We start from the raw sequence: 18988 nt of genomic DNA on the forward strand, positions 1-18988 counted from the left end.
CTTGTTCCTTTCAGGGTTCGGGCTCTCTCGAAGTTAAATCTCATCTCTTCTGAGTCTCGGAGTGAAGCGCTTTTCTTCCTCACAAAGTGGCAGCCGGTTTCGGTTTGCTGGGATCCCAGGCGGCCAAGACATCAATCATCAAGATGGTGGCCTGGTTTCCCGCTCCTTGTGCCGGCGGAACCTGGACGACAATCCGCGACCCAATCTTTTGGTCGGTAATGGCTCGCATCACGCCGGACTGCAAAGTGCCGTCGAGCCGGAGTTTCACGGGTTCTTCCCAATGGTCTTTTAGTAGCGCCGGCGGGTTGGAGAAGGAATACTCAAGGTATCTCACCAAGACGGTCTGTCCCACGGAGACGGTGGCGCCTTTCCCGTCCAGCAAGGTGTCAACCCGAAAATCACCGGTAAATTCGCCGGAAACGCTTGGAGTCAAGACCTCGTTTTCCTCGCTAATACCAATCCCAGATTCTGGCGGGAGGGACTGCATGGTTCCGGAAAGTTCCGTGGGAATCACGTCAATCACTCCGATTTCCATCCGTGAGGTGCCTTTGTCCTTTACCGGCTGTTTCAAAAGGTATCGAGACCCTTCGGTGGCGTTTTGCACCGTGTTATAGACCTCCGACCCGAGAACTTCGGGAGACAACTTCCCCACCAAGACGGAGTCATCCCCGCCGGCTGAAAGTAGCTTCCCGTCCAGACCGGAAAACACGGTGATCCGCAGCGCCACGGTTCTTCCGACAGTAACCTTTTTCCCCGTTCCTTTCAGGAGAATCTGGGTGGAGGCCTTGTCCAGGGGCAGCGGTTCGGAAAGGCTCAATACCGGCTGGGCTCCGACCGCGCCGAGGACCTCAATATGTGAGCGTTGGGGGTCGTTAGCAACCACTCGCGTTTGGAACCACAGCACGAGAACGAGCGCGGCAATCGCGAGGAAAGCCAGAATTCCCAAAGTCAGCAAAATGGGCACTTTGCGGGTCTTGGACAGTGGCTTCGGGAGGCGGGGTTTATCCCGCAGCTTCGCGGCACGACGTCGACCCACGGTAAGGCGAGTGGTGGGAGCGTGTTTCAGCGCCGCGGCCGAGGTCGATGGGTCAGAGGTTTTCGGCAAGGTGCCATTCTTTTTGGCGGCCTCGGTAGACACGGGCTTCTCCGCTGTCGGCTCAGTGGCTACCGCCTCGTTCTCAACGGCTGCTTTCTCCATCCGCGAAGCTTCCACCCGCACTGGGCGGGGAGGCGCCACTTCAGTCGGCGGTGTTGGCTGAGCCTCGAGGGGGCTCAGCGAGGCAGTCTCCGTTCGAGAAGGTTCGGGAGACGTTTGTGCTCGCGGTGGGAGCGAGCCGGCCCCGTGGCGTTTTTCGCGGCGAGTGAGCCGTCTGGGTTGCTCGGTAACCGGTTGGGTCCGCTCTTGCTCGGCAGCGCGGGTCATCTTCTGGAAAGACTCAAAGTCATTGAACCCATTTTCGTGCAGCCACTTGGTGAAAAGATCGGCTGCCCCCGGGCTCACCCCCGACAGTTGCGAGGCGGTCTCACCACTCGCTTCCCCGCTTCCCGCGGCGGTTAAACCGCTTCCCGCGTCGAGTTTTTGGGCGGCTAACTTTGCCCTCCGGCGCGGGGAATCCGCCAAGTCTCGGTGAGGGCGCGGGCGCGGGACATCGTCCACCGGACCCGCGGCCCGATGGGAGTTACGTCGCGTCGGATTCTCGTTCAAACTGTCTCCATCGTTCCCATCAGTTTAGCTACCTCCTCGGACTTCGTCGCGAAGGGATCCGAAAGTGTCACGGTTCCCAGCCCCGATTCCGGTAGCCGTAGGTGCGTCCAATCCGCCTGGAGGTCAACGCGTTGCTCCCGCGCTTTTCCAATGAGGTCTCCGCGAAGTAGCGCCCGCGTATTGGCTGGTGGGGTGGTTTTCGCTGTTGTAACCGCTGCGGGGGCGCTGAGTCGGCGCGCCAAACCGCGTTCCTCCAGTTTTAGCCCCGCCACGAGGTCGTGATAGGCCAAATCGAGTCTCGCAAGTTTCGAGTCCCCCCATTCGAGCCCTTGCCGACTTCGCAGTCCCTCCAGTAGTAACCTCTTGGTCGGCCAATCCAACACTCCCACCAGCCGCTCCAGGTCCCCGCTCCCGAGCGCCTCGAGACACTCGCCCCATTCTCGCAAAACTTCACGGTAATCGGCGCTCAAGTCGGCGGCCTCGAAGGCCCGACTCAGCCTCTCCCAAAACACCCTCTGAATCTCAAGAGCGGTCCGGCGCGAACCATCGGCCAGTTCCAAGGGCGTGCCCTCGTGTGGCGAGTCTTGAGAAATCCCCTGGAGCGCCGCTATTGGCGAAGTCAAAGTCAGGTCCGTGAAATCCAGCCCCGCCTCGAGCGCCCCGAGCAGAAGATTCATGGTAGCGATCTTGAAGCGGGTCGGAGTCTCTAAAACATTGGAATCTCCCACAATCACGTGGAGCCGCCGATACAGTTTCGCATCCGCGTGGGGCTCATCTCGCGTATTCACCAAGGGGCGAGTCGAGGTCGTGGCGGCAGACACCGTGTCATCGATCTGAAAAGCCCGACCCGAGAGGCAAAACTTTGTTTCCCCTTTAATCTTCAGCAGCGCCCCTGACCCCGTCACGACCTGACGGGTCACCAAGAAGGCAACGAGAGACTCCACCAAATCCCGAAATTTTCCGGAGCGATACAACAGATAGTTCTCGTGGCACCCGCAGGAGTTCCCCGCCGAATCCAGGTTGTTTTTGAACAGGTGAACCTGGGTGGGAGTGCCTAAATCCGCCGACAAGCGGGCCGAAGCCTCCGTGGCCATGTCGCGAAGAATCTCCGCTCCGGCGCGATCTTGAGCCAAAATATCGCTCAAATCTTGGCATTCCGCCGTGGCGTACTCCGGATGCGAACCCACATCGAGATAGAGCCGCCCCCCGTTTTCCAAGAAAACCGAAGTGGATTGGGTTCGGTTTAAAACCCCCGCGAATAGGGCCCGACCTGCCGTGTCGGCGTCTGTAGTGGGGGTACCATGCGGGCCGACCGCGAGAATCCCATACTCGGTTTCAATCCCGAAAATGCGCGGAGCGAGGCGATCTAGATGAGGCGAGGTCATGGCGGTTCCTTATTCACCGCCCTCTTGGACAAAGCCCTGGACGAAACTCTGGGCATCTTGAGCGACCAGGTCCTCGATTTCGTCTAGCAAGTCATCCAAACCCAGGGGAACCTGGGACTGGGTGGTAGAGCTGGCCATGGTCGCGCCTGTCGCGGGCGTGTCCCCCGCGGGCCGGTTAATCTGTGATTGTTCCATTCTTTCCTCCATATCTACTCTAGAGTCTCTCCCCCTTGGCCACTAGCTTGGTCGCCAGATTTGTCACTAGCTTGGTCTCTAGCGGGGCGAACGTCACTAACGACGCTCTCCCCCAACAGTTTCTGCAAGGGTAGCGGCGGGTTCGCCAAGGGTCAGCCGACGCCACTGTCCTGAGTCGTCCACTACCAGGCTATCCCACGAGGCCGCTATCAGGTCTTTTCGAGACTTGACGGCTTGGCCTCTCACAGTTGCTCTAGTGGAATCGGGAGGTTCCACCGTCGCAATAATCACCGCGCAGCGCCCCACGACTTCCTCTAGATAACCCTGGAGTTTATCCACCGGAGAGTGGCCTTTGCGAAGGTCAGCCCACTGAATATCCAAGGCCGCCAGTTTCGGATCCTCCCATCCGCCGCGAAGTCTAGAAGCCAGCTTGGCGAGTAAAGCCCGTTTCGCCACCCATTCCACGCGTCCTTCGGCTTCTCCCCCGTTGAGCATCTTTGCGGTTTCTATCCAGGTAGCGACGTCTTTCAGGGCTTCATCAGCGAGTTCAGTCTCGGGGAATTCAGCCAAAAACTCGCCGGTGCGCTCGGCCGCCTCGAGCTGCCAGGCGACACTTGACCGCTCTCGGCCATCATTGCAAGGGAGTTTCGTTTCAAAATCAATATCGCGCGAGATCTGCCACACGGCCTCGACCGGATCACTCGTGAAGAACAGGCCTTGGAGAGGGAACTCGCGGTGGTATTTGGTGGCGATTTCCAGCGCCGCCAACCAGGCTCGAGTGGAAGCCACTTTCGCCAAGATCGAACCCTGAAAACGGTTCGCATCCCCATTGATGACGTGGAAACGACGCCACTGGCTGCCCGCGTGGGGTTCGTCACGAGTATTGACAATCGGACGGTTGAAGGTCGTTTGCAACCCCACCAAATCCGCGATGAAATCGGCGCGTTGGGAAATCTGGAACCCGGGCTTTTCACTCTTCTGGCCAAGTCCGACCCTTCCCGCGCCACAGATAACCGGTCTCGTCGCCAAGAACGGCACCAGGTAGTCGCGCAGAGTCTCGAAAGGAATCGCCCGCGCTACCTGGTAGTTCTCGTGGCTACCGTAAGACGACCCTTTAGAGTCCGTGTTGTTCTTGTAGAGAAGCACATCGTGGCCCATTTTCGCGGCTCGCTCCATCGCCACGCGGGCAAGGTGTTCCCCCGCCACATCCCAGGTCACCGCCTCCAGGGAAGTCAAAACCTCCGGCGAAGAATACTCGGGATGGGCGTGGTCAACGTAGAAACGTCCCCCGTTAGTCATGACTACATTCGTCATCATCGGGCTGGAGAGATCGCCTAGCTCGCCGCGGTCAACTGCGGTTCCCTCCACGGGTCGGTCGGTGTCTCCGCTGGGAGCAAAGGCATGGGGGTCATCTGTCAACAGGGAAGGGTGGGCGCTGGCTCGTTCCAGGTGGGTTCCCCGTAAATCCTGCAAGGGGTTTTCCCCCGCCCAATCCCAGGCAATCGCCCGGCCATCGGGTCGCAAGGTGGACTGCCAGGCCCGCACTGCCTTCGCGGTAGCCACCGCTAAAGCTGGAGAGGAGAAACGCGACTCCACGGGAGAGGCCGGCATGACCCCGAATTCGGTTTCCAAACCGATGACGTGGGGCTGATTCAAGAGGATACCTCACTTCCGTTGGATGAATACGGGCGGGATGCTTTTCCCGCGCTCAAAGTCGGGTCGTGAAAAACTGTCTGGATTTGGCCTTGGATCCCTAGTTCGCGGGTGAGTTTCTCCGGAGGTTGCATCAGGGTCAAGGCTCTCGCCTGGTCAACAGTTTGTCTAATCGCCTGGTCAAGGTCGCTCATCGTGATTCCCAGACCTTTTCCGGACAGTTCCCGCAAAATCGCCAGATGTTTCGTCAGGCTAGCCAGAGAAACGAGGAGCGCTCCGGTGACGACATCGGAGAAATACACCTCTGACAAGCGCTTTGACCCCGCTAAATCCAAGTACTTCACGGTGCAGAGATAGGTGGCTGGGGTGGGGGTAAACAGGCGGTTCACCGCCGTTTCCGTGAGGTTCACCGCGAGAATCGTGGGGCTGCCCGCCTCTTTGAGTTCGCGTTCATCAAAGGGGATGGCGGGACTCAAGTGGTGTGACAAGATCTGTCTTCCTGCGGAAGCATCGGGGCGTCCCACCCGAATTTTTAGGTCGAAACGCCCCGGTCGCAAAATCGCCGGATCAATCATGTCCTCACGGTTGGAGGCCCCAATCACGACAACGTTACGGAGTTCCTCCAGACCGTCCATTTCGGTGAGAAGTTGGGGGACGAGGAAATTTTCGACATCGCTCGACACACCGCTCCCTCGCGTCCGAAACAGGGCCTCCATCTCATCAAAAAACACCACGACCGGTCGGTTTCCTGCCGAGAGTTCCCTGGCGCGGTCAAAAATATCGCGAATCTCTCGTTCCGTTTCCCCCACGAATTTACTGAGTAGCTCGGGACCTTTCACGGAGAGAAACACCGAGGGGTTTTCGCCTCCGCTCAAAGAGGTGGCCACAGCCTTCGCGAGCATGGTTTTCCCGCATCCGGGCGGACCGTAAAGCAGGATACCGCGCGGCGGCTTCAGGCTGTATCTGGAATATAGCTCCGGATGGTTATACGGCAGTTCCACGGCGTTTCGCAAAGTGGCGATTTCGTCTTCCAAACCGCCAATGTCGTGGTAGGACACTTGGGGACTTTCCGGAGCCAAGGCTTGCTCCACTCCGGCGCGTTCCCACAGTTCCAACCCCCACTGGTTTTTCACGTCGACTCGAATCGTGTCTCCGCTTTTGACCGTGTTTTGAAGCGCCGCCGTGAGGTTCACCACGAGTTCGTTTCCACTAGCCAGCTTCACGACCCCGCGTCCGTCTTTCACTTCCGTAAGCACCCCGATGGTTCCGACCGCTCTGGGCGTGGCGGGGGCGAGTGCCACCAGATTGTCGTTTATCCACAAGCCGTCCCCGGGTTTCAGGTCTTGGAGCCCCTGGTTATCAGACATTGCAATGCGAAGTTGCCTGCCCTCGGAAACCACCTCGGCCTCAGTCTGGCTCGCTTTCGGGTCTTCGCCCGCGGACTCAGCGGCGTCTTGATGAAACCCCTCGAAAACCGCAAAATGCAGCGGCGGTTGGCTGACTTGGAGGATGGTCTCGCGCATCTGTTCTAGCTGCATTTTCGCCTCACGCAAGGCCATCTTCAGCCGGTCGTGTTGCGCCTCGAGGGAAACCAGTTCGCGCTGCAAATCCGCCAGGTCTTCGGAACTGTCGGGGAGGTCACTCATCAGTAGTCGCCTCTCGAGTTGCCGCCTCATCTGGGCCTGAACTCGCGGCCTGTGCCTGTTCCTCGCTCGAAATCGCCTCGAGATCGAGGTGAATACCCAAGAGCTCTGCTTTCGCCACGGCATCTCGCGTGATGCGCCGCAGTTTCCGCTCGGAAATGGCCCGCGGTTTTTCGTACTCCAGGCTCTCGTCTTCCCACAGGGCGTCGCGAGAATCGAGTTCACCCAGAGGCTGTTCGCTGTGGCGAATCGACTGCTGACCATCCGCCAACCGACGGGCGGTAAAGATAAAACCGGTGTGGGCAATCATGCGGTGGTCGGGACGAACCGCGAGACCATCAACGTGCCAGGGACGCACCAAGGACTCCCAAGAGCGAAGCGCCGTGAACCCCCCAAAATTCCTGAGGTCTTGTCCTAGTCGCGCCAACTGTGTCGCGGTGGTGATATAGCAGGTCAAAACCCCGCCCGGGGCGAGAACGCGCTGGATTTCTGCCAGGTGCTCCCAAGGGAGAAGCATATCCAACACAACGCGGTCCACCGATTTATCGGCCAAGCCCCGCAAGCCCTCGGAGAGGTCACCGAGCCGGAGCTCCCACCACGGAACATCTCCGGAAAACCACATTTCCACATTCGCCCGTGCAATCTTCGCGAAGTCTTCGCGGACCTCGAAACTGATGACTTTACCGCGCGGGCCGACTGCCGCGAGGAGGCTCATCGTCATCGCTCCGGAACCGGCTCCGGCCTCCACCACGGTGGCTCCGGGGAAAATATCACCCTCCATGACAATCTGGGCGGCGTCTTTGGGATAGAGAATCTGGGCGCCGCGAGGCATCGAAAGGTGGTAGTCCACCAGCAGGGGGCGCAGCGCGGTGAAGCGGTGTTCACCTTTTTCCGCCGGAATAACACTGCCTTCGGGTTTCCCGATGATGTCAACGTGCCGGATGGCTCCTTGATGACATTGAAAATAGCCCTTTTCCTGCAGGAGCTCCGTGTGCATCCGCCCTTTTTCATCGGTCAGTTGCACCCATTCGCCGGCGCGCAGGGCTCCCCGCCGCCGTGCTTGGCCACCTGGAAGATTCGTCTCTGTGCGTGTTTCACCCATAGGGCTAATCTTAATGGCTCACTCGAGTTAGCGGAATTTTGGGTTGGAGATGGGTGATAATCTCGAAGCATGAGTGAATCCAGACCGCCCGCCCTCTCCGCTAGTTCCGCCAAGAGTTTCTTGCAGTGTCCGCTACAGTTCCGGCTGCGCTTTGTCGATAAAATTCCCGAGCCTCGAAACGCGGCCATGCTGAAAGGAACCCTGGTTCATAAAGTCTTGGAGGACATGTTCGACCTGCCCCGCCCAGAGCGTCACTCCGAGCGTGTGATTGCGACTGTGGAAAAGGAGTGGGAGGAAGTTGCCGCCAGGACCGACATGCTGGAAGTCACTTTGCAAGACACCTCCCCCGAAGAGCTGATTCGTCAGGCCAAAGAACTGTTGACGGCGTATTTTGAGCTCGAGGATCCGCGAAATCTCGAACCGAGCGGGCGGGAACTCGGGGTGGAAACCGTGCTGCCTTCGGGGCTTCGGCTGCGCGGATTCATCGACCGGGTCGAAACCGCGCCGAACGGGGCAGTGCGGATTATCGACTACAAAACCGGCAAAGCCCCCGATATGCGTTTCACTTCCGAGTTCGTTTTCCAGATGCGGATGTATGCCCTGCTGTACCGAGAAACCCATCGGGTTCTCCCGAGGCGAACCCAGTTGTTGTTCTTGGGCGGGGGTAACCCGCAAGTGCTCACTTTTGACCCGACAAATGAGGACGCGAACCAGTTTGCGGAAGAAATCTTGGAGATCTGGTTGGAGATTGCGAATCGAATCGAGTCCGGACGCTTCGAAACCAAGACTTCGCGCCTGTGCGACTGGTGTTATTTCCAAAATATCTGTCCGGCTTTCGGCGGGACACCCCCCGAGGTTCCGCCCGAAAAACTCGCCTACATGTCCCAGATTGGCCCCTCCCCTAGTGGCAACCGCAATTCCTGACGGTTGTGAGATAGCGTGAAACTATGGAATTGAGACGTTTAGGTAACACGGGCCTACAGGTTTCCGCCCTCGGTTTGGGGACTCTGACCTGGGGTAGAGACACGTTGGAAGCGGAATGTGCCGCCCAGCTCGAAGCCTTCATTGAAGCCGGTGGGAACCTTCTCGACACCTCCCCAACCTATGGGGAAGGCGAAGCCCAGAAAGTCCTGGGCTCGCTCTTGGGGACGGGAGGAAACCGGATAGCGAGACGTGAAGACCTGGTCATCGTCTCGAAATCCGGAGTGAACCGCCGCGGGGAGAGAACCTTCGTGGAAGCCTCCCGCTCGGCGATGTTGGCGAGCCTCGACGACACCTTGCGTGAGCTCGGGACCGACTATGTGGACCTCTGGATGGTTCAGGTTCCCGATCCCGAGACCAACTTCGACGTAGTTTTGGCAACGCTCAGTGCCGCCTACCGATCCGGTAAAGCCCGCTACGTGGGGCTTTCCAACCACGCCTCCTGGCAGGTCGCCTACGGGGCGGCGCGGCTCGGAAACACTGTCGGGGGCGGAATCGCTGATTCCGGATTGGGACTGCCGGGGTTGGCCGCGGTGACTAATGAATACTCCTTGTTGAACCGCGAGTTGGAACGCGAAATCCTCCCCGCCGCCACTGCCTTAGGCGTGGGAGTCTTGGGCTGGTCGGCGCTGGGGCGCGGGGTCTTGACCGGCAAATACCGCAACTCGACTCCACCGGATTCTCGCGGTGCTTCTCTTCACCTCCAGGGGTTCGTGAAGCCGTATCTCACTTCGGAAAAGCGCCGGATTGTCGAGTCTGTGGCGACCGCGGCCGAAGGATTGCACGAATCGGTTTTGGCGGTTTCCCTGGCTTGGGTGCTGTCTCGCCCGGGGTTGTCGAGCGCGATTGTGGGGGCACGAACCGGAGACCAACTGGTCCAGATTTTGCGCTCTGTGGAAACGAAACTGCCTCGCCAAGTGGCGACAGCCTTGAATGAGGTGTCTGACCCGATTAATCCGTTGAACTAATCATCGGAGTGGAGGTCGAAATCCTCGAGATCGTCTTCGCCGAGATAATCGTCCTCGTCATCGTCGTCATCAAAGTCGTCCTCGTCTTCGAGGTCATCCTCTAATTCATCCTCGTCCAGGCCATCATCCGATTCCTCGTCCAAGTCATCGTCGTCGAGGATGTCGAAAGGAAGCTCGGCGCCGGTCATGGTGAACAGGGTGTCATCGTAAGTGAAGAAGGAGTCGCGCAACTTGTTTTCCGCATCGAGTAAAACCTCGGAATCTTCGACTTCGCCCTCTAAGGACACGGCGATTTCGAGGTGGCGTTCCAAGGCGGCAATGAGGTTATCTAGGGCATGACGAGGGTCTTTACTCATGACCTCAAGTCTAGCGCCCCAAAACTCTTTTCGCAGTTCAATCGCGAATGGTTTCTTGTGTCCTGTTCGCTCTATCCCCGCAACTGCCGACTGAAGCCTAGGGAAGGTGGAGTTGTCCGCGCACCATCGTCACCATCAGGTCATTGCCCTTGATTTCCGCGGTTTCATCGGGTCCCACGATTTGAGGCTCCCCGTTCGCGCCGGTGAGTTGGGAGGCACCGCCTTCCATTCCGAGCGGCAACACAATCCACATTTTTCCGGGCGTGTAGGTCGTAGTGGGCTCGTTTCCAGCGATTTCGGCCTTTATATTTGCCACCACGACTCGCGCGTGTGCCCGAGCTGCGTCCGCGCGTTTCGACTCGGCCACGTTGGTGATGTCGCCGACCGCATAGACATGGGGAACACCTTTGACCCGCATGTATTCATCAACCGCAATCTGGCCTTTCTCGTTTAGTTTGTCGCCGTAGTTGGCGCGCAAATATCCGGAGGCCGTCTGGGCTCCGTAGCAGAGGAACCACATATCGGCATCGATTCCAACCCCGCTATGGGTTTCGACGTGGAAGGGACGCAGTTCACCGATATCGGTGGGGGGAACATAAGCCAAGGGGGAGCCCAAGATGAGTTTCACTCCGGCGTCTTCCAGCTCTTTGGTCAAAACGTCGCGCAATTCTTCGGCGTATTCATCCGAACCCAAAATATGGGGGGCGCGGTCAACCATAATGATTTCCGCTTCCGGAAAGTTCGAAACCAGTTCACCGGCGAATTCGATGCCGACAGTTCCTGCTCCGACCAGCAGGATTCGCTTCGCTTGGGCCAGGTTCTCCCGCGTTTCTTCCAGCCGTTTCTTCGCGATAGAGGCGGTGGGAATGTTGTGTTTTGCCGGATAGGGATAGGTCGTTCCGGTCGCCAAAACGAGATAGTCAGCCTCAATCGGGTCATGATTGGCGAGATAAACCGTGGTTCCCTCCACGCGGGTGGCTTCCCCGTGAACCACCTTCCCGTTTTTCAAAAGACGAGAATAGGGCATGAAAATCGTGTGGGACCAGATTCCGTCAACTGCGGCGCGCAAAGCAGCAGCGTGGTGGACGAATTGATCTTTTTGCTCTACCAGAGTGACTTCCGCAACATCGTCTAATCCTCCAGCGACGGTGATGCCTCCGTAGCCACCACCGACAACTGTGACACGAACCACAATCTCTCCTCCGTATGTTAGGACTTTACTCCCATATCCTACCTTGAGGGAGCAACATTTTTATCCAAAGCGCGTTTGATATTCGGATTGAAGAAGCCGGGGCCTTTGAGAACTTTGCCGTCATCTCGATAAATGGGCTTGCCGTCTTCCCCTAGTTTCGACATATTCGAGGCCTGGACTTCGCGCAGGACCGCGGGGAGGCTGATACCCGCTTCCAGAGCCATTCCGTAAACCACGTAGGTAAGATCTGCCAGCGCGTCAGCGACCTCTACGATGTCGCGCGCGCCCTCGTCTTCCGTCTGGAGTTTCCGAATCGCGCCCTGGATGGTCTCATAGGCCTTTTCCCCGTAAAGGGCGCGGACGAGCTCGGAGGTCTCTTCGAGAACCAGAGACAGCCGCATGTGCATCCGCTCGTTTTCGATGTTCGGGCCGTCAGTCACCACCGGCAGGTTATAGGTTTCGTGGAACTGGCGCACGAGCGCCTCGGGGTCGCGCGGATTCGGGTTCATTCCAATCATTTCCGTGTCTTCCCAGGTTCCTTTGGGTTCAAAGGAATCTCCTTTGAGAATACTGCCAATAACCAAGTCGTCGCGAGCCCCGCGACGCAGCCCTAAACCGCGCACCACCCCGCCGAAGCTAAAACCACATTTCCAAGCAACTTTTCGAGAAGCCAAGTTGTCCGGTCGAGCCTCCCAAGTAACGCAGTCAAAACCGAGTTCATTAAAAGCAGTCTGGATCGCGAGGCGTACGGCGCGAGTCATGAGACCTTGTCCTCTCCAGGACTGGTCAATACAGAATCCGATATCCGCCACTTTGTCTATGCGATTACGCAAAGCAATTGTTCCAGCGAAGTGCTTTCCGGCTTCGTCATTTACCCGAATCACCCAACTGGAGCCCCCCTCAGCCCAAATCTTCGGAGTGATGTTTTCCACAAAGAATTTGGCATCGTCAGGTCCATAAGGAATGGGAACAGTCGTAAACCGCTGAATCTCCGGATCCTGGCAGGCGGACGCAATGTCGTGAATATCCTCAGCGCGGGGCACGTCGAGACTGAGGTTTCCCTCACTTACCGCAAAGGGCTCGTGGGCGCCAATGCCGCTATCCTTTGCTGAAGTCGCCACCGAAGTAGCAATCCCCTCGACGAAATTCTGTCCCATAGCGCTACCATCCTTTGTAGATACCAAAAAAGCCCGGGAGCTCCGGGCTTTGGTGCGAGGAAAGGGACTTGAACCCTCACGACCGTTTAATTAGTCACTAGCACCTCAAGCTAGCGCGTCTACCATTCCGCCACCCTCGCAAGTGCGAAAACGCATATCAAATTTAGCGGGTTAGTCGGTCGATTTCAAACTGAACCGTTTTTAGGCGGTTTCCTCGAACTGCCACACCTCGATCATGGCCGCGGCGGGAGTGAGGAAAAACGCATTTTCATCCACATCGTCTTTACCGGTGGGGCTGGCTTTCACGAGAACATAGCCGCTGGCAAGTTTGATGCCGATAGTGGCCGGATCTGTAGCAGATTCCGCCGAAAGAGTCCCGTCGGAACGCAGGAAGGCGACCGTTTTCGCACTCCCCCGCATCACCTCGGAAACTTCGGCATTACCGGAATACACCCCGATTACGATGAGTCCCGAACCCACAAGCGGATCGCCGCGAACCAAGGATTTCGCGCGAACTGCCGCCCGCTGGTAATAGTTACGCCCCTCTAAAATGTCATCATTCATAGCTTGTATTCTGTCACCTTTCTCGCCTCCACGTTCGGCGTTTCGCGATCTTTAGTCGAGCAGCGAACGCAGTTCTTCCAGGGTAATCTGCGGGTGAACCTCCCGATTCTCTTGCGGGCTCAAAACGGAATCGATTAGTTCCCGCTTTTTTTCTTGGAGAGCCAAAACTCGCTCCTCGATAGTGTTGGCCGCCACCAACCGGTAGACATTCACGGCGCGGGTTTGTCCGAGGCGATGCGCGCGGTCGATGGCTTGGGCCTCCACCGCCGGATTCCACCACGGGTCACACAAGAAAACATAATCCGCTTCCGTGAGGTTCAACCCAAAGCCGCCTGCTTTCAAGGAAATCAGGAACACTCGGTTGGGCCCGTCCTGGAAATCAGCAATCTGCTTCTCGCGGTCCCGACTCGTCCCGTCCAGGTACGAATAGGGCGTGCCGACAGTATCGAGTTGTTGACGAAGCACCTTCAAGAAGGAAGTGAACTGGGAAAACACCAGGATTTTGCGTTGTTGAGAAGCGAGGTCTGAAAGCGCCCCCATGAGATAGGTGATCTTGGAGCCGTCCTCGGGGATTTCGGGATTGATGAGTCTCGCGCTTAGCGACAATTGCCGCAGTCGAGTGAGCGCGGTGAGAATGTTGAGCCGCGGCGCCTTCGGGTCGGCGGCCTCTAGGCGCGCTGCCGTCAAATATTTGTCGTAGAGACCTTGCTGGGTGGGTTCCAACTCCAAGGTGATCTGTTGTTCAATCTTGGGCGGGAGGTCACTTGCGACGGCCTCTTTGGTGCGTCGCAAAAGGAAAGGCCACACTTTCCTCCCAAGTGCTTGCCTCGTGGCGGCGCGCTCCGACAGGGCGTCTTGAGAGAGCCGTCGCTCAAATACCGGCAGAGGCGGGAGAAGTTGGGGAACCGTCAACGCCAAGATGGACCAGAGGTCTTTTTCGCGGTTCTCCACCGGCGTTCCGGTGAGTGCAAAAGCCCACCTGGAACGAAGGCGGGTGAGGGCTTTGTGGGTGGCGGTGGCGGGGTTTTTGACGGCTTGGGCTTCATCAAGGATGATTCCGGAAAACTCTAGAGTTTCCCAAAAATCCATGTCTATCCGCGCCAAAGTATAGGTCGTCACCACCAGGTCGGCTCCGAGAACTTCGCGGGTTTTCTTTTTGAGTTCATCTGCCGTTTTTCCGATTGTGGTGGCTTGCACCACGACGCGAAGGCTCGGAAACCATTGCGCGGCTTGCTGCTGCCACGTAGACAAGAGGCTCGCCGGCACCACCGCGAGGATTGGCTCCGAGTTTTCGGGTTGGGAAGCCACCACTGCCAGCATCTGCAAAGTCTTGCCTAGACCCATGTCATCAGCCAATATACCCCCGAGACCGGCGTGGGCTCGGGCATAGAGCCACTGGAACCCGTCTTCTTGATAGGGTCGCCACGTGCCCTCGGGAAGTGTCGGCAAGGGCGCGGGCTTCGGATCGAGGAGCGCCGCGGCCTGGGCTTTCCACTGAGGGCTCAGTTGGCGGGTCGTCGCGAGAGCGGAGAGGGATTCCACCAGGCCTAGTTGGGGAAGTCCGACATTCCATCCGGTTCCACCTTCGAAATCGGTCAGACCGAGTTCGGAAAATTCCTGGAGGATTTGTTGCAGTTCGCGGTTTTGGGAGGAAAACAAATCCACCCAATTTCCGGCGGGAGTCTGCCACCATCGGTCGTGGCGTCCCCAGGCGGGAAGAAAATCCGCGCTCCGGAGGCGCTCCCCGCCGAGATTCAGGGCGATGTCAAGGTGGTAGCCTCCGGAGGCGGCGTCGGTAATTTCGAGATTGATGTCGGGGATTTCGCTGTAGATGGCGAGTTTGTCCAAGTCTTCATCAATGGTTATCCGCCCGCTCGATCCGCTGTTGACCCGCGCCACCAACTCCCGCAGCCGAGAGAGCTCCCAGACCGGAAATGACCGGCTGAAAAACTGTTCAGCCTCGACTTTTACCATCCCGAGACTCTTCCCGAGCTCTCCAAAGAGGTCTCTCTCGAGTTGGCCGGCGGTGGCGGCATCGAGGGGGTAGGTGGTAGTGTCCCCGCCTTTGGTGGTGCGGCTGACGTTCCAGCGGAAATCCATCAAGCGGGAGTCTTTTCGGTTTGGCTCGAGGATTCCCTCCAGGTGGCTTTCTTGGAAACTGTGGTTTTCGGCCAGATGCCTAGCTTCGGGGGTGAGAATCTGGCGCAGAGCCGGCCGCTCCGCCCACTGGGCCCAAAAAATGGCGGTGTCTGCGAGGGGGATGCGAATGCCCTCGGGCGGGAGAAGTTTTAGCCGCTGAAGAGTCTCGCGCGGAAAAGACGGAACCACTTTGAACTCGGGGAAAGGGGAGGTTTCCGCGGGGGCTGGGATGCCTGGAGCGGCTAGGGCATCTGGAATGCCTGGGGTGTCTGGAGTGCCTGGGGTTTCTGGAGTGGCGGCTAGTTTGAGCTCCAACCCCTCCGAGTTAGAGATGATGTCTAGGTGATAAGAGACTTGGTCTCGAGGGACGAGGATTCTATCGCCTTGGGGGTCAGCAAAAATTTCCACTCCGGTCTCGTAGCATTCCCGCAAGGCGGTCGGGCTGGCAGTTTGCAGCGTGACGGCGGCTTGCAGGTCTGAAATCTGTAGGGAGCCACCGCGCGAAAACCGTTCAAACAGATTCTTTAGGGCCGCCAAATGGGTGGGGTTCAATCCGGCAGTTACGGAAACCCAGCGAGAGGTGAGATCTCGCCAAGTGGCCCGCTTTGGGGACCATTCAAGTTTTGAGTCCAAGCGCAGCGGCACGATGAGCCCCTTATCGAGTTTGAGAGCCAGCGGCTGATTCTCCGGATCGATTGGGGCTTCCACCAGCAGTTTTGCCAGTTGCTCTTCCCAATCTTTCTCAAAGTTGCTCATCCGGGCAATTTTACCAGCCCTTTCCTTACTTCGCTGGGCGGCAGTTCTTCAGCAAATTTGCTACGCCACTTGGGGTCAGACCCTTCTGGCTCCACTTCGTTACGCCAGAGAGGTCCGACCCCGTGGCTTCGCGCACAGCCGGTCCAGCACCAATTAGAGTGTAGAATCAAAAGGCTATGTTGCATCTCATCTTCTTTGAACCCCGCATCGCCGGCAACACCGGCGCCGCGATTCGCTTGGCCGCTTGCACCGGCTCCACCCTTCACGTGGTGGAACCAACCGTCTTCGATTTCGAGGACACGAAGCTCAAACGCGCGGGCCTGGACTATCACGACCTCGCTCACCTCGAGCGACACCCCAATTTGGATGACTGCCTAGCCGCGATTCCCGGGAAGATTTACGCCTTCTCGGGGCATACGGATGTCATGCTCCCGTCAATCACGTTCGAAGACGGCGACGGGCTCATGTTCGGGCCGGAAGACACGGGGCTTCCGGTGGAGGTCATGGACGATCCGCGGGTGACTTCGCGGGTCCGGATTCCGATGCTCGAGGGACGCCGTTCCCTAAACCTCGCGATTTCCGCGGCGGTCGGCCTCTACTATGCCTGGGGTCAACTCGGCTACCCTCGCGGGGTCTAAGCGAATCGTCAAGGGTTGTCTTCCTGCAGCTTTGAGATTAGTAGCGGAATATCAACTTTCAGGGCGAACCACAATTTCTCGTAATCTGCTGTCCCATAGGCGTGTGCAATCACGTTTCGCATTTGATAAATTTCACGCCAAGGCACATCCGGGCGAGTTTCTTTGAAATCAGAATGGATTTTCCGACTGGACTCGGTCAGGATTTCTATCGTCCTTTCGGCAAGCTTCCGAAGACGCCTTCCCGAGTCATCATCGGCAAAGAATGCCTCCTCCCCCTGAGAGACTATGTACTCGGCATCGAGGGCTTGTTCCTGGATTTCTTCAAGCCGCCTCACAGTATCCTCCGGCTTGTAAGTTCTGTTTGATTTCTCAAAGCCGTGAAGGGCATAATACTCGTCTTGAACTGGGGTTTTCATTAAGCCACCTACCCAAAGGACTCCAATTCAACCGCGTCACGCAGCGCGTCTTGAAGTTTCTCCCGATTTCGCGAGCTTTCCATCACAATGTCGACAGAAACACCCAAAAGGTCTTGCAGTTGCAATATCAAGCTAGTTATCCCCAAAAGACCGATACTGATTTCGGGACCAATCAAGAAATCAATATCAGATTCAACAGTGTCTTCCCCTCGGGCTACCGACCCGAATACGCGCGCGTTTTCGATTTTGGCTTGTCGGAGAATCTCTAGAACCTTCTCATGGTGACGTTTTAGCGTTTGCGAGGGGCGTTCCTGTAACGCAGCGAACAGCCTCTGTTCCATTTTTGGGGTCAGGGCTCTCGCGCCACTTTCAATCGCGGAAATAACCGGCTGAGAGGTATTGATCTTTTCAGCCAGCTCAGCCTGACTTAGTCCTAAAGCGGTTCGCTTAAGTGCTACGCGTCGCGCGGGGCTGTATTCCTGCCATTCATCCGGTTCCATAATTTGATTATATCGATTAGTGATATATTCCGCAAAGGAATATTTATTTTTCGAAAACGAGTTTAGTTTCGATCCCCGTGGCTCAGTTTTCGGGAAGGAGGACTACCCCGTCGAGGTCGGCGTGGAGGATGTCGCCGGGTTTCCAGATGATACCGCCGAAGCTCAGCGGTATGTCCTTCTCCCCCGCGCTGTCTTTAGCGGATTTCGCCGGAGTGGTTCCAAGCGCCTTACAGCCGAGGGGAAGCGCACCGATGGCTGCTGAGTCGCGGATGGCCCCGTTGACGATAATCCCCGCCCAGTTGTTCTTCACGGCCGCCCCGGCAATCAGGTCTCCACAGAGAGCCGTCGCGAGATCCCCTTCCCCGTCAATGACGAGCACCCGTCCTTCGCCGGGAGAGTTCAGGGTCGCCTTAACTAGGCCATTATCGAGGTGGCAGCGGATTGTCGCGATTGGGCCCGCGAAGGACTTGTTTCCGCCAAAGTCGCGCATCTGCAGCGTGCTCACGCGAAGGTCTTTTCCGTATTCATCCACGAGGTCGGCAGTGGGTTTAGCAACAACTGGTTCGGTCATGGTTATCCCCTTCATTAAACGTTTCCCGATTTGCTAACTTAATCCTAGCGTAGCCAAACGCTCCCGCGCAGCGGACGGGTCAGCACAGCCGGCGTAGCGAAACCCCTGCGTAACCGCAGCCCCCCCCAGCCAGCACCACAATTCCCGATCGATCCACCTCCCACCATGAAGCTTTTAGAAGCATTAAACCGCCTGGACTGGTTCGTTTTACCCTTGCTCGGAATCATGATTTTCGAGATTTTCATCCGCGGTTGGCCACGTCATGGTTCCGATTATGCTCTTGCACCTTGTTGCAGCTCTTGATGTGTTCCCTCCTCGCCTCCCGCCTCGCCAGCACTGCCCCCGCGGAAACTTCTTGAAACTCGGCGCCAGGCCGACCTTCCCTTTCGCACTCAAAATCAGTAAAACACAACTCTTGAACATTTGTAGCCTAAAGGCTACAATTTCTCTGTGGAGATAATCACGACAGATGAGTTCGATGCTTGGATTGCGAAGCTGCGCGATCGTCAGGGGCGACTTCGAATCCTTCATGGGATTCGGAAATGCGAAGCACACAACACCATGGTCGGAGATTTGAAACCTGTCGGCGAAGGCGTGACCGAGATGCGCTTTCACTTCGGGCCTGGCTATCGGGTCTAGTACACAACGCACCAAGAACTGACTGTGTTACTGCTTATCGGGGGCGATAAATCGACGCAGGAAAAAGACATCGAAAAAGCCAAACGCCTCGCGCGAGAATTCTGGAAACAAATGGAGGAGGAATCAAAATGACCTTGAAAACAAACAACTTTGACGTAAGCAAATACCTCGACACCCCGGAGGATATTCGAGATTACCTGGCTATCGCCCTCGAAGACGGCGATGAGCTAGCCTTGCAACTCGCACTGGGCGACATCGCGCGAGCCAAAGGCATGAGTAAAATTGCCGCTGAAACCGGACTTAACCGCGAATCCCTCTATAAGTCACTGTCAGCCAAAGGCAACCCCTCCTTCGCCACCATCAGCAAAGTCGCCGCAGCCCTCGGTCTGAAACTCACCTTCCAACCGGTTCAAGCGTAGCCGGCGCAC

The 18988-nt window shown here is 57.4% G+C and carries 19 protein-coding genes and 1 tRNA gene; 5 read left to right on the forward strand and 15 right to left on the reverse strand.

Going from position 1 to position 18988, the window contains the following annotated elements:
* Positions 1–79 precede the first annotated feature (79 nt).
* The 6 genes from FYJ63_RS08980 to FYJ63_RS09005 form a co-directional block, all read right to left on the reverse strand.
* Entirely contained in the window at positions 80–1705 is a 1626-nt protein-coding gene (locus FYJ63_RS08980) for an FKBP-type peptidyl-prolyl cis-trans isomerase (RefSeq protein WP_229770097.1), read from the reverse strand.
* Entirely contained in the window at positions 1702–3090 is a 1389-nt protein-coding gene (locus tag FYJ63_RS08985; protein WP_154545911.1) for a proteasome accessory factor PafA2 family protein, read from the reverse strand. The genes FYJ63_RS08980 and FYJ63_RS08985 overlap by 4 nt, the downstream gene beginning before the upstream one ends.
* A 9-nt stretch (positions 3091–3099) precedes the next feature.
* Entirely contained in the window at positions 3100–3285 is a 186-nt protein-coding gene (locus FYJ63_RS08990; protein WP_229770098.1) for a ubiquitin-like protein Pup, read from the reverse strand.
* 96 nt (positions 3286–3381) lie between these two features.
* Positions 3382–4941: a proteasome accessory factor PafA2 family protein gene (locus tag FYJ63_RS08995; protein ID WP_229770099.1), complete on the reverse strand. Its 1560-nt coding sequence runs from the start codon at positions 4939–4941 to the stop codon at positions 3382–3384.
* Positions 4938–6584 carry a proteasome ATPase gene (arc, locus tag FYJ63_RS09000; RefSeq protein ID WP_154545915.1) on the reverse strand — a complete coding sequence of 549 codons (1647 nt, stop codon included), beginning with the start codon at positions 6582–6584 and terminating at the stop codon, positions 4938–4940. The genes FYJ63_RS08995 and arc overlap by 4 nt, the downstream gene beginning before the upstream one ends.
* Positions 6577–7683, reverse strand: coding sequence for a tRNA (adenine-N1)-methyltransferase (locus FYJ63_RS09005; protein WP_154545917.1), 1107 nt, complete (start codon positions 7681–7683; stop codon positions 6577–6579). The genes arc and FYJ63_RS09005 overlap by 8 nt, the downstream gene beginning before the upstream one ends.
* 69 nt (positions 7684–7752) lie before the next feature.
* On the opposite strand from FYJ63_RS09005, the gene FYJ63_RS09010 reads away from it, so the two are divergent.
* Together FYJ63_RS09010 and FYJ63_RS09015 are read left to right on the forward strand one after the other, a co-directional pair.
* On the forward strand, positions 7753–8607 hold the full coding sequence (locus FYJ63_RS09010) for a RecB family exonuclease (RefSeq protein ID WP_154545919.1): 855 nt from the start codon (positions 7753–7755) through the stop codon (positions 8605–8607).
* Between the two features lie 23 nt (positions 8608–8630).
* Entirely contained in the window at positions 8631–9632 is a 1002-nt protein-coding gene (locus FYJ63_RS09015) for an aldo/keto reductase (protein ID WP_154545921.1), read from the forward strand.
* Here the strand turns inward: FYJ63_RS09015 and FYJ63_RS09020 are convergent.
* The 6 genes from FYJ63_RS09020 to FYJ63_RS09045 all read right to left on the reverse strand — a co-directional run bounded on the left by FYJ63_RS09020 (position 9629) and on the right by FYJ63_RS09045 (position 15796).
* Entirely contained in the window at positions 9629–9988 is a 360-nt protein-coding gene (locus FYJ63_RS09020; protein ID WP_154545923.1) for a DNA primase, read from the reverse strand. The two genes, FYJ63_RS09015 and FYJ63_RS09020, sit on opposite strands and share 4 nt — an antisense overlap.
* Positions 9989–10085: 97 nt before the next feature.
* Positions 10086–11180 carry an NAD(P)/FAD-dependent oxidoreductase gene (locus FYJ63_RS09025; protein ID WP_287847644.1) on the reverse strand — a complete coding sequence of 365 codons (1095 nt, stop codon included), beginning with the start codon at positions 11178–11180 and terminating at the stop codon, positions 10086–10088.
* Positions 11181–11218: 38 nt separating this feature from the next.
* Positions 11219–12337, reverse strand: coding sequence for a bifunctional GNAT family N-acetyltransferase/nucleoside triphosphate pyrophosphohydrolase family protein (locus FYJ63_RS09030; RefSeq protein ID WP_154545925.1), 1119 nt, complete (start codon positions 12335–12337; stop codon positions 11219–11221).
* Positions 12338–12387: 50 nt separating this feature from the next.
* Positions 12388–12477, reverse strand: a tRNA-Leu gene (locus FYJ63_RS09035).
* A 61-nt stretch (positions 12478–12538) separates the two neighbouring features.
* On the reverse strand, positions 12539–12901 hold the full coding sequence (locus FYJ63_RS09040) for a hypothetical protein (protein ID WP_154545927.1): 363 nt from the start codon (positions 12899–12901) through the stop codon (positions 12539–12541).
* A gap of 51 nt (positions 12902–12952) precedes the next feature.
* On the reverse strand, positions 12953–15796 hold the full coding sequence (locus FYJ63_RS09045; RefSeq protein ID WP_154545929.1) for a DEAD/DEAH box helicase: 2844 nt from the start codon (positions 15794–15796) through the stop codon (positions 12953–12955).
* 176 nt (positions 15797–15972) lie between these two features.
* On the opposite strand from FYJ63_RS09045, the gene FYJ63_RS09050 reads away from it, so the two are divergent.
* Positions 15973–16434, forward strand: coding sequence for a tRNA (cytidine(34)-2'-O)-methyltransferase (locus FYJ63_RS09050; protein WP_154545931.1), 462 nt, complete (start codon positions 15973–15975; stop codon positions 16432–16434).
* Between the two features lie 8 nt (positions 16435–16442).
* Here FYJ63_RS09050 and FYJ63_RS09055 read toward each other — a convergent pair whose 3' ends face one another.
* From FYJ63_RS09055 to rraA, 3 genes are all read right to left on the reverse strand, one after another.
* The gene (locus FYJ63_RS09055) at positions 16443–16850 is read right to left on the reverse strand and encodes a HepT-like ribonuclease domain-containing protein (RefSeq protein ID WP_154545933.1); all 408 of its coding nucleotides are present in this window, start codon (positions 16848–16850) and stop codon (positions 16443–16445) included.
* 8 nt (positions 16851–16858) lie between these two features.
* Complete coding sequence (locus FYJ63_RS09060; RefSeq protein WP_154545935.1) at positions 16859–17350, reverse strand: helix-turn-helix domain-containing protein; 492 nt, start codon at positions 17348–17350, stop codon at positions 16859–16861.
* 82 nt (positions 17351–17432) lie between these two features.
* Positions 17433–17921 carry a ribonuclease E activity regulator RraA gene (gene rraA / locus FYJ63_RS09065; protein ID WP_154545937.1) on the reverse strand — a complete coding sequence of 163 codons (489 nt, stop codon included), beginning with the start codon at positions 17919–17921 and terminating at the stop codon, positions 17433–17435.
* 450 nt (positions 17922–18371) lie between these two features.
* Here rraA and FYJ63_RS11240 point away from each other — a divergent pair, with 450 nt between their 5' ends.
* Together FYJ63_RS11240 and FYJ63_RS09075 are read left to right on the forward strand one after the other, a co-directional pair.
* Positions 18372–18560 carry a type II toxin-antitoxin system RelE/ParE family toxin gene (locus tag FYJ63_RS11240; protein WP_229770100.1) on the forward strand — a complete coding sequence of 63 codons (189 nt, stop codon included), beginning with the start codon at positions 18372–18374 and terminating at the stop codon, positions 18558–18560.
* A gap of 128 nt (positions 18561–18688) precedes the next feature.
* Positions 18689–18979, forward strand: coding sequence for an addiction module antidote protein (locus FYJ63_RS09075; RefSeq protein WP_154545939.1), 291 nt, complete (start codon positions 18689–18691; stop codon positions 18977–18979).
* Positions 18980–18988 lie beyond the last annotated feature (9 nt).

It is taken from the genome of Mobiluncus porci, from assembly GCF_009695935.1.
GTDB lineage: Bacteria > Actinomycetota > Actinomycetes > Actinomycetales > Actinomycetaceae > Mobiluncus > Mobiluncus porci.

Bases quoted from the DNA above. Each gene is read 5' to 3' on its own strand.
- FYJ63_RS08990 (WP_229770098.1), bottom strand. From the start codon at position 3,285: ATGGAACAATCACAGATTAACCGGCCCGCGGGGGACACGCCCGCGACA.
- FYJ63_RS09020 (WP_154545923.1), bottom strand. From the start codon at position 9,988: ATGAGTAAAGACCCTCGTCATGCCCTAGATAACCTCATTGCCGCCTTG.
- FYJ63_RS09030 (WP_154545925.1), bottom strand. From the start codon at position 12,337: ATGGGACAGAATTTCGTCGAGGGGATTGCTACTTCGGTGGCGACTTCA.
- FYJ63_RS09055 (WP_154545933.1), bottom strand. From the start codon at position 16,850: ATGAAAACCCCAGTTCAAGACGAGTATTATGCCCTTCACGGCTTTGAG.
- FYJ63_RS08985 (WP_154545911.1), bottom strand. From the start codon at position 3,090: ATGACCTCGCCTCATCTAGATCGCCTCGCTCCGCGCATTTTCGGGATT.
- FYJ63_RS09075 (WP_154545939.1), top strand. From the start codon at position 18,689: ATGACCTTGAAAACAAACAACTTTGACGTAAGCAAATACCTCGACACC.
- FYJ63_RS09015 (WP_154545921.1), top strand. From the start codon at position 8,631: ATGGAATTGAGACGTTTAGGTAACACGGGCCTACAGGTTTCCGCCCTC.
- arc (WP_154545915.1), bottom strand. From the start codon at position 6,584: ATGAGTGACCTCCCCGACAGTTCCGAAGACCTGGCGGATTTGCAGCGC.
- FYJ63_RS09045 (WP_154545929.1), bottom strand. From the start codon at position 15,796: ATGAGCAACTTTGAGAAAGATTGGGAAGAGCAACTGGCAAAACTGCTG.
- FYJ63_RS09005 (WP_154545917.1), bottom strand. From the start codon at position 7,683: ATGGGTGAAACACGCACAGAGACGAATCTTCCAGGTGGCCAAGCACGG.
- FYJ63_RS09050 (WP_154545931.1), top strand. From the start codon at position 15,973: ATGTTGCATCTCATCTTCTTTGAACCCCGCATCGCCGGCAACACCGGC.
- rraA (WP_154545937.1), bottom strand. From the start codon at position 17,921: ATGACCGAACCAGTTGTTGCTAAACCCACTGCCGACCTCGTGGATGAA.
- FYJ63_RS09010 (WP_154545919.1), top strand. From the start codon at position 7,753: ATGAGTGAATCCAGACCGCCCGCCCTCTCCGCTAGTTCCGCCAAGAGT.
- FYJ63_RS09060 (WP_154545935.1), bottom strand. From the start codon at position 17,350: ATGGAACCGGATGAATGGCAGGAATACAGCCCCGCGCGACGCGTAGCA.
- FYJ63_RS09040 (WP_154545927.1), bottom strand. From the start codon at position 12,901: ATGAATGATGACATTTTAGAGGGGCGTAACTATTACCAGCGGGCGGCA.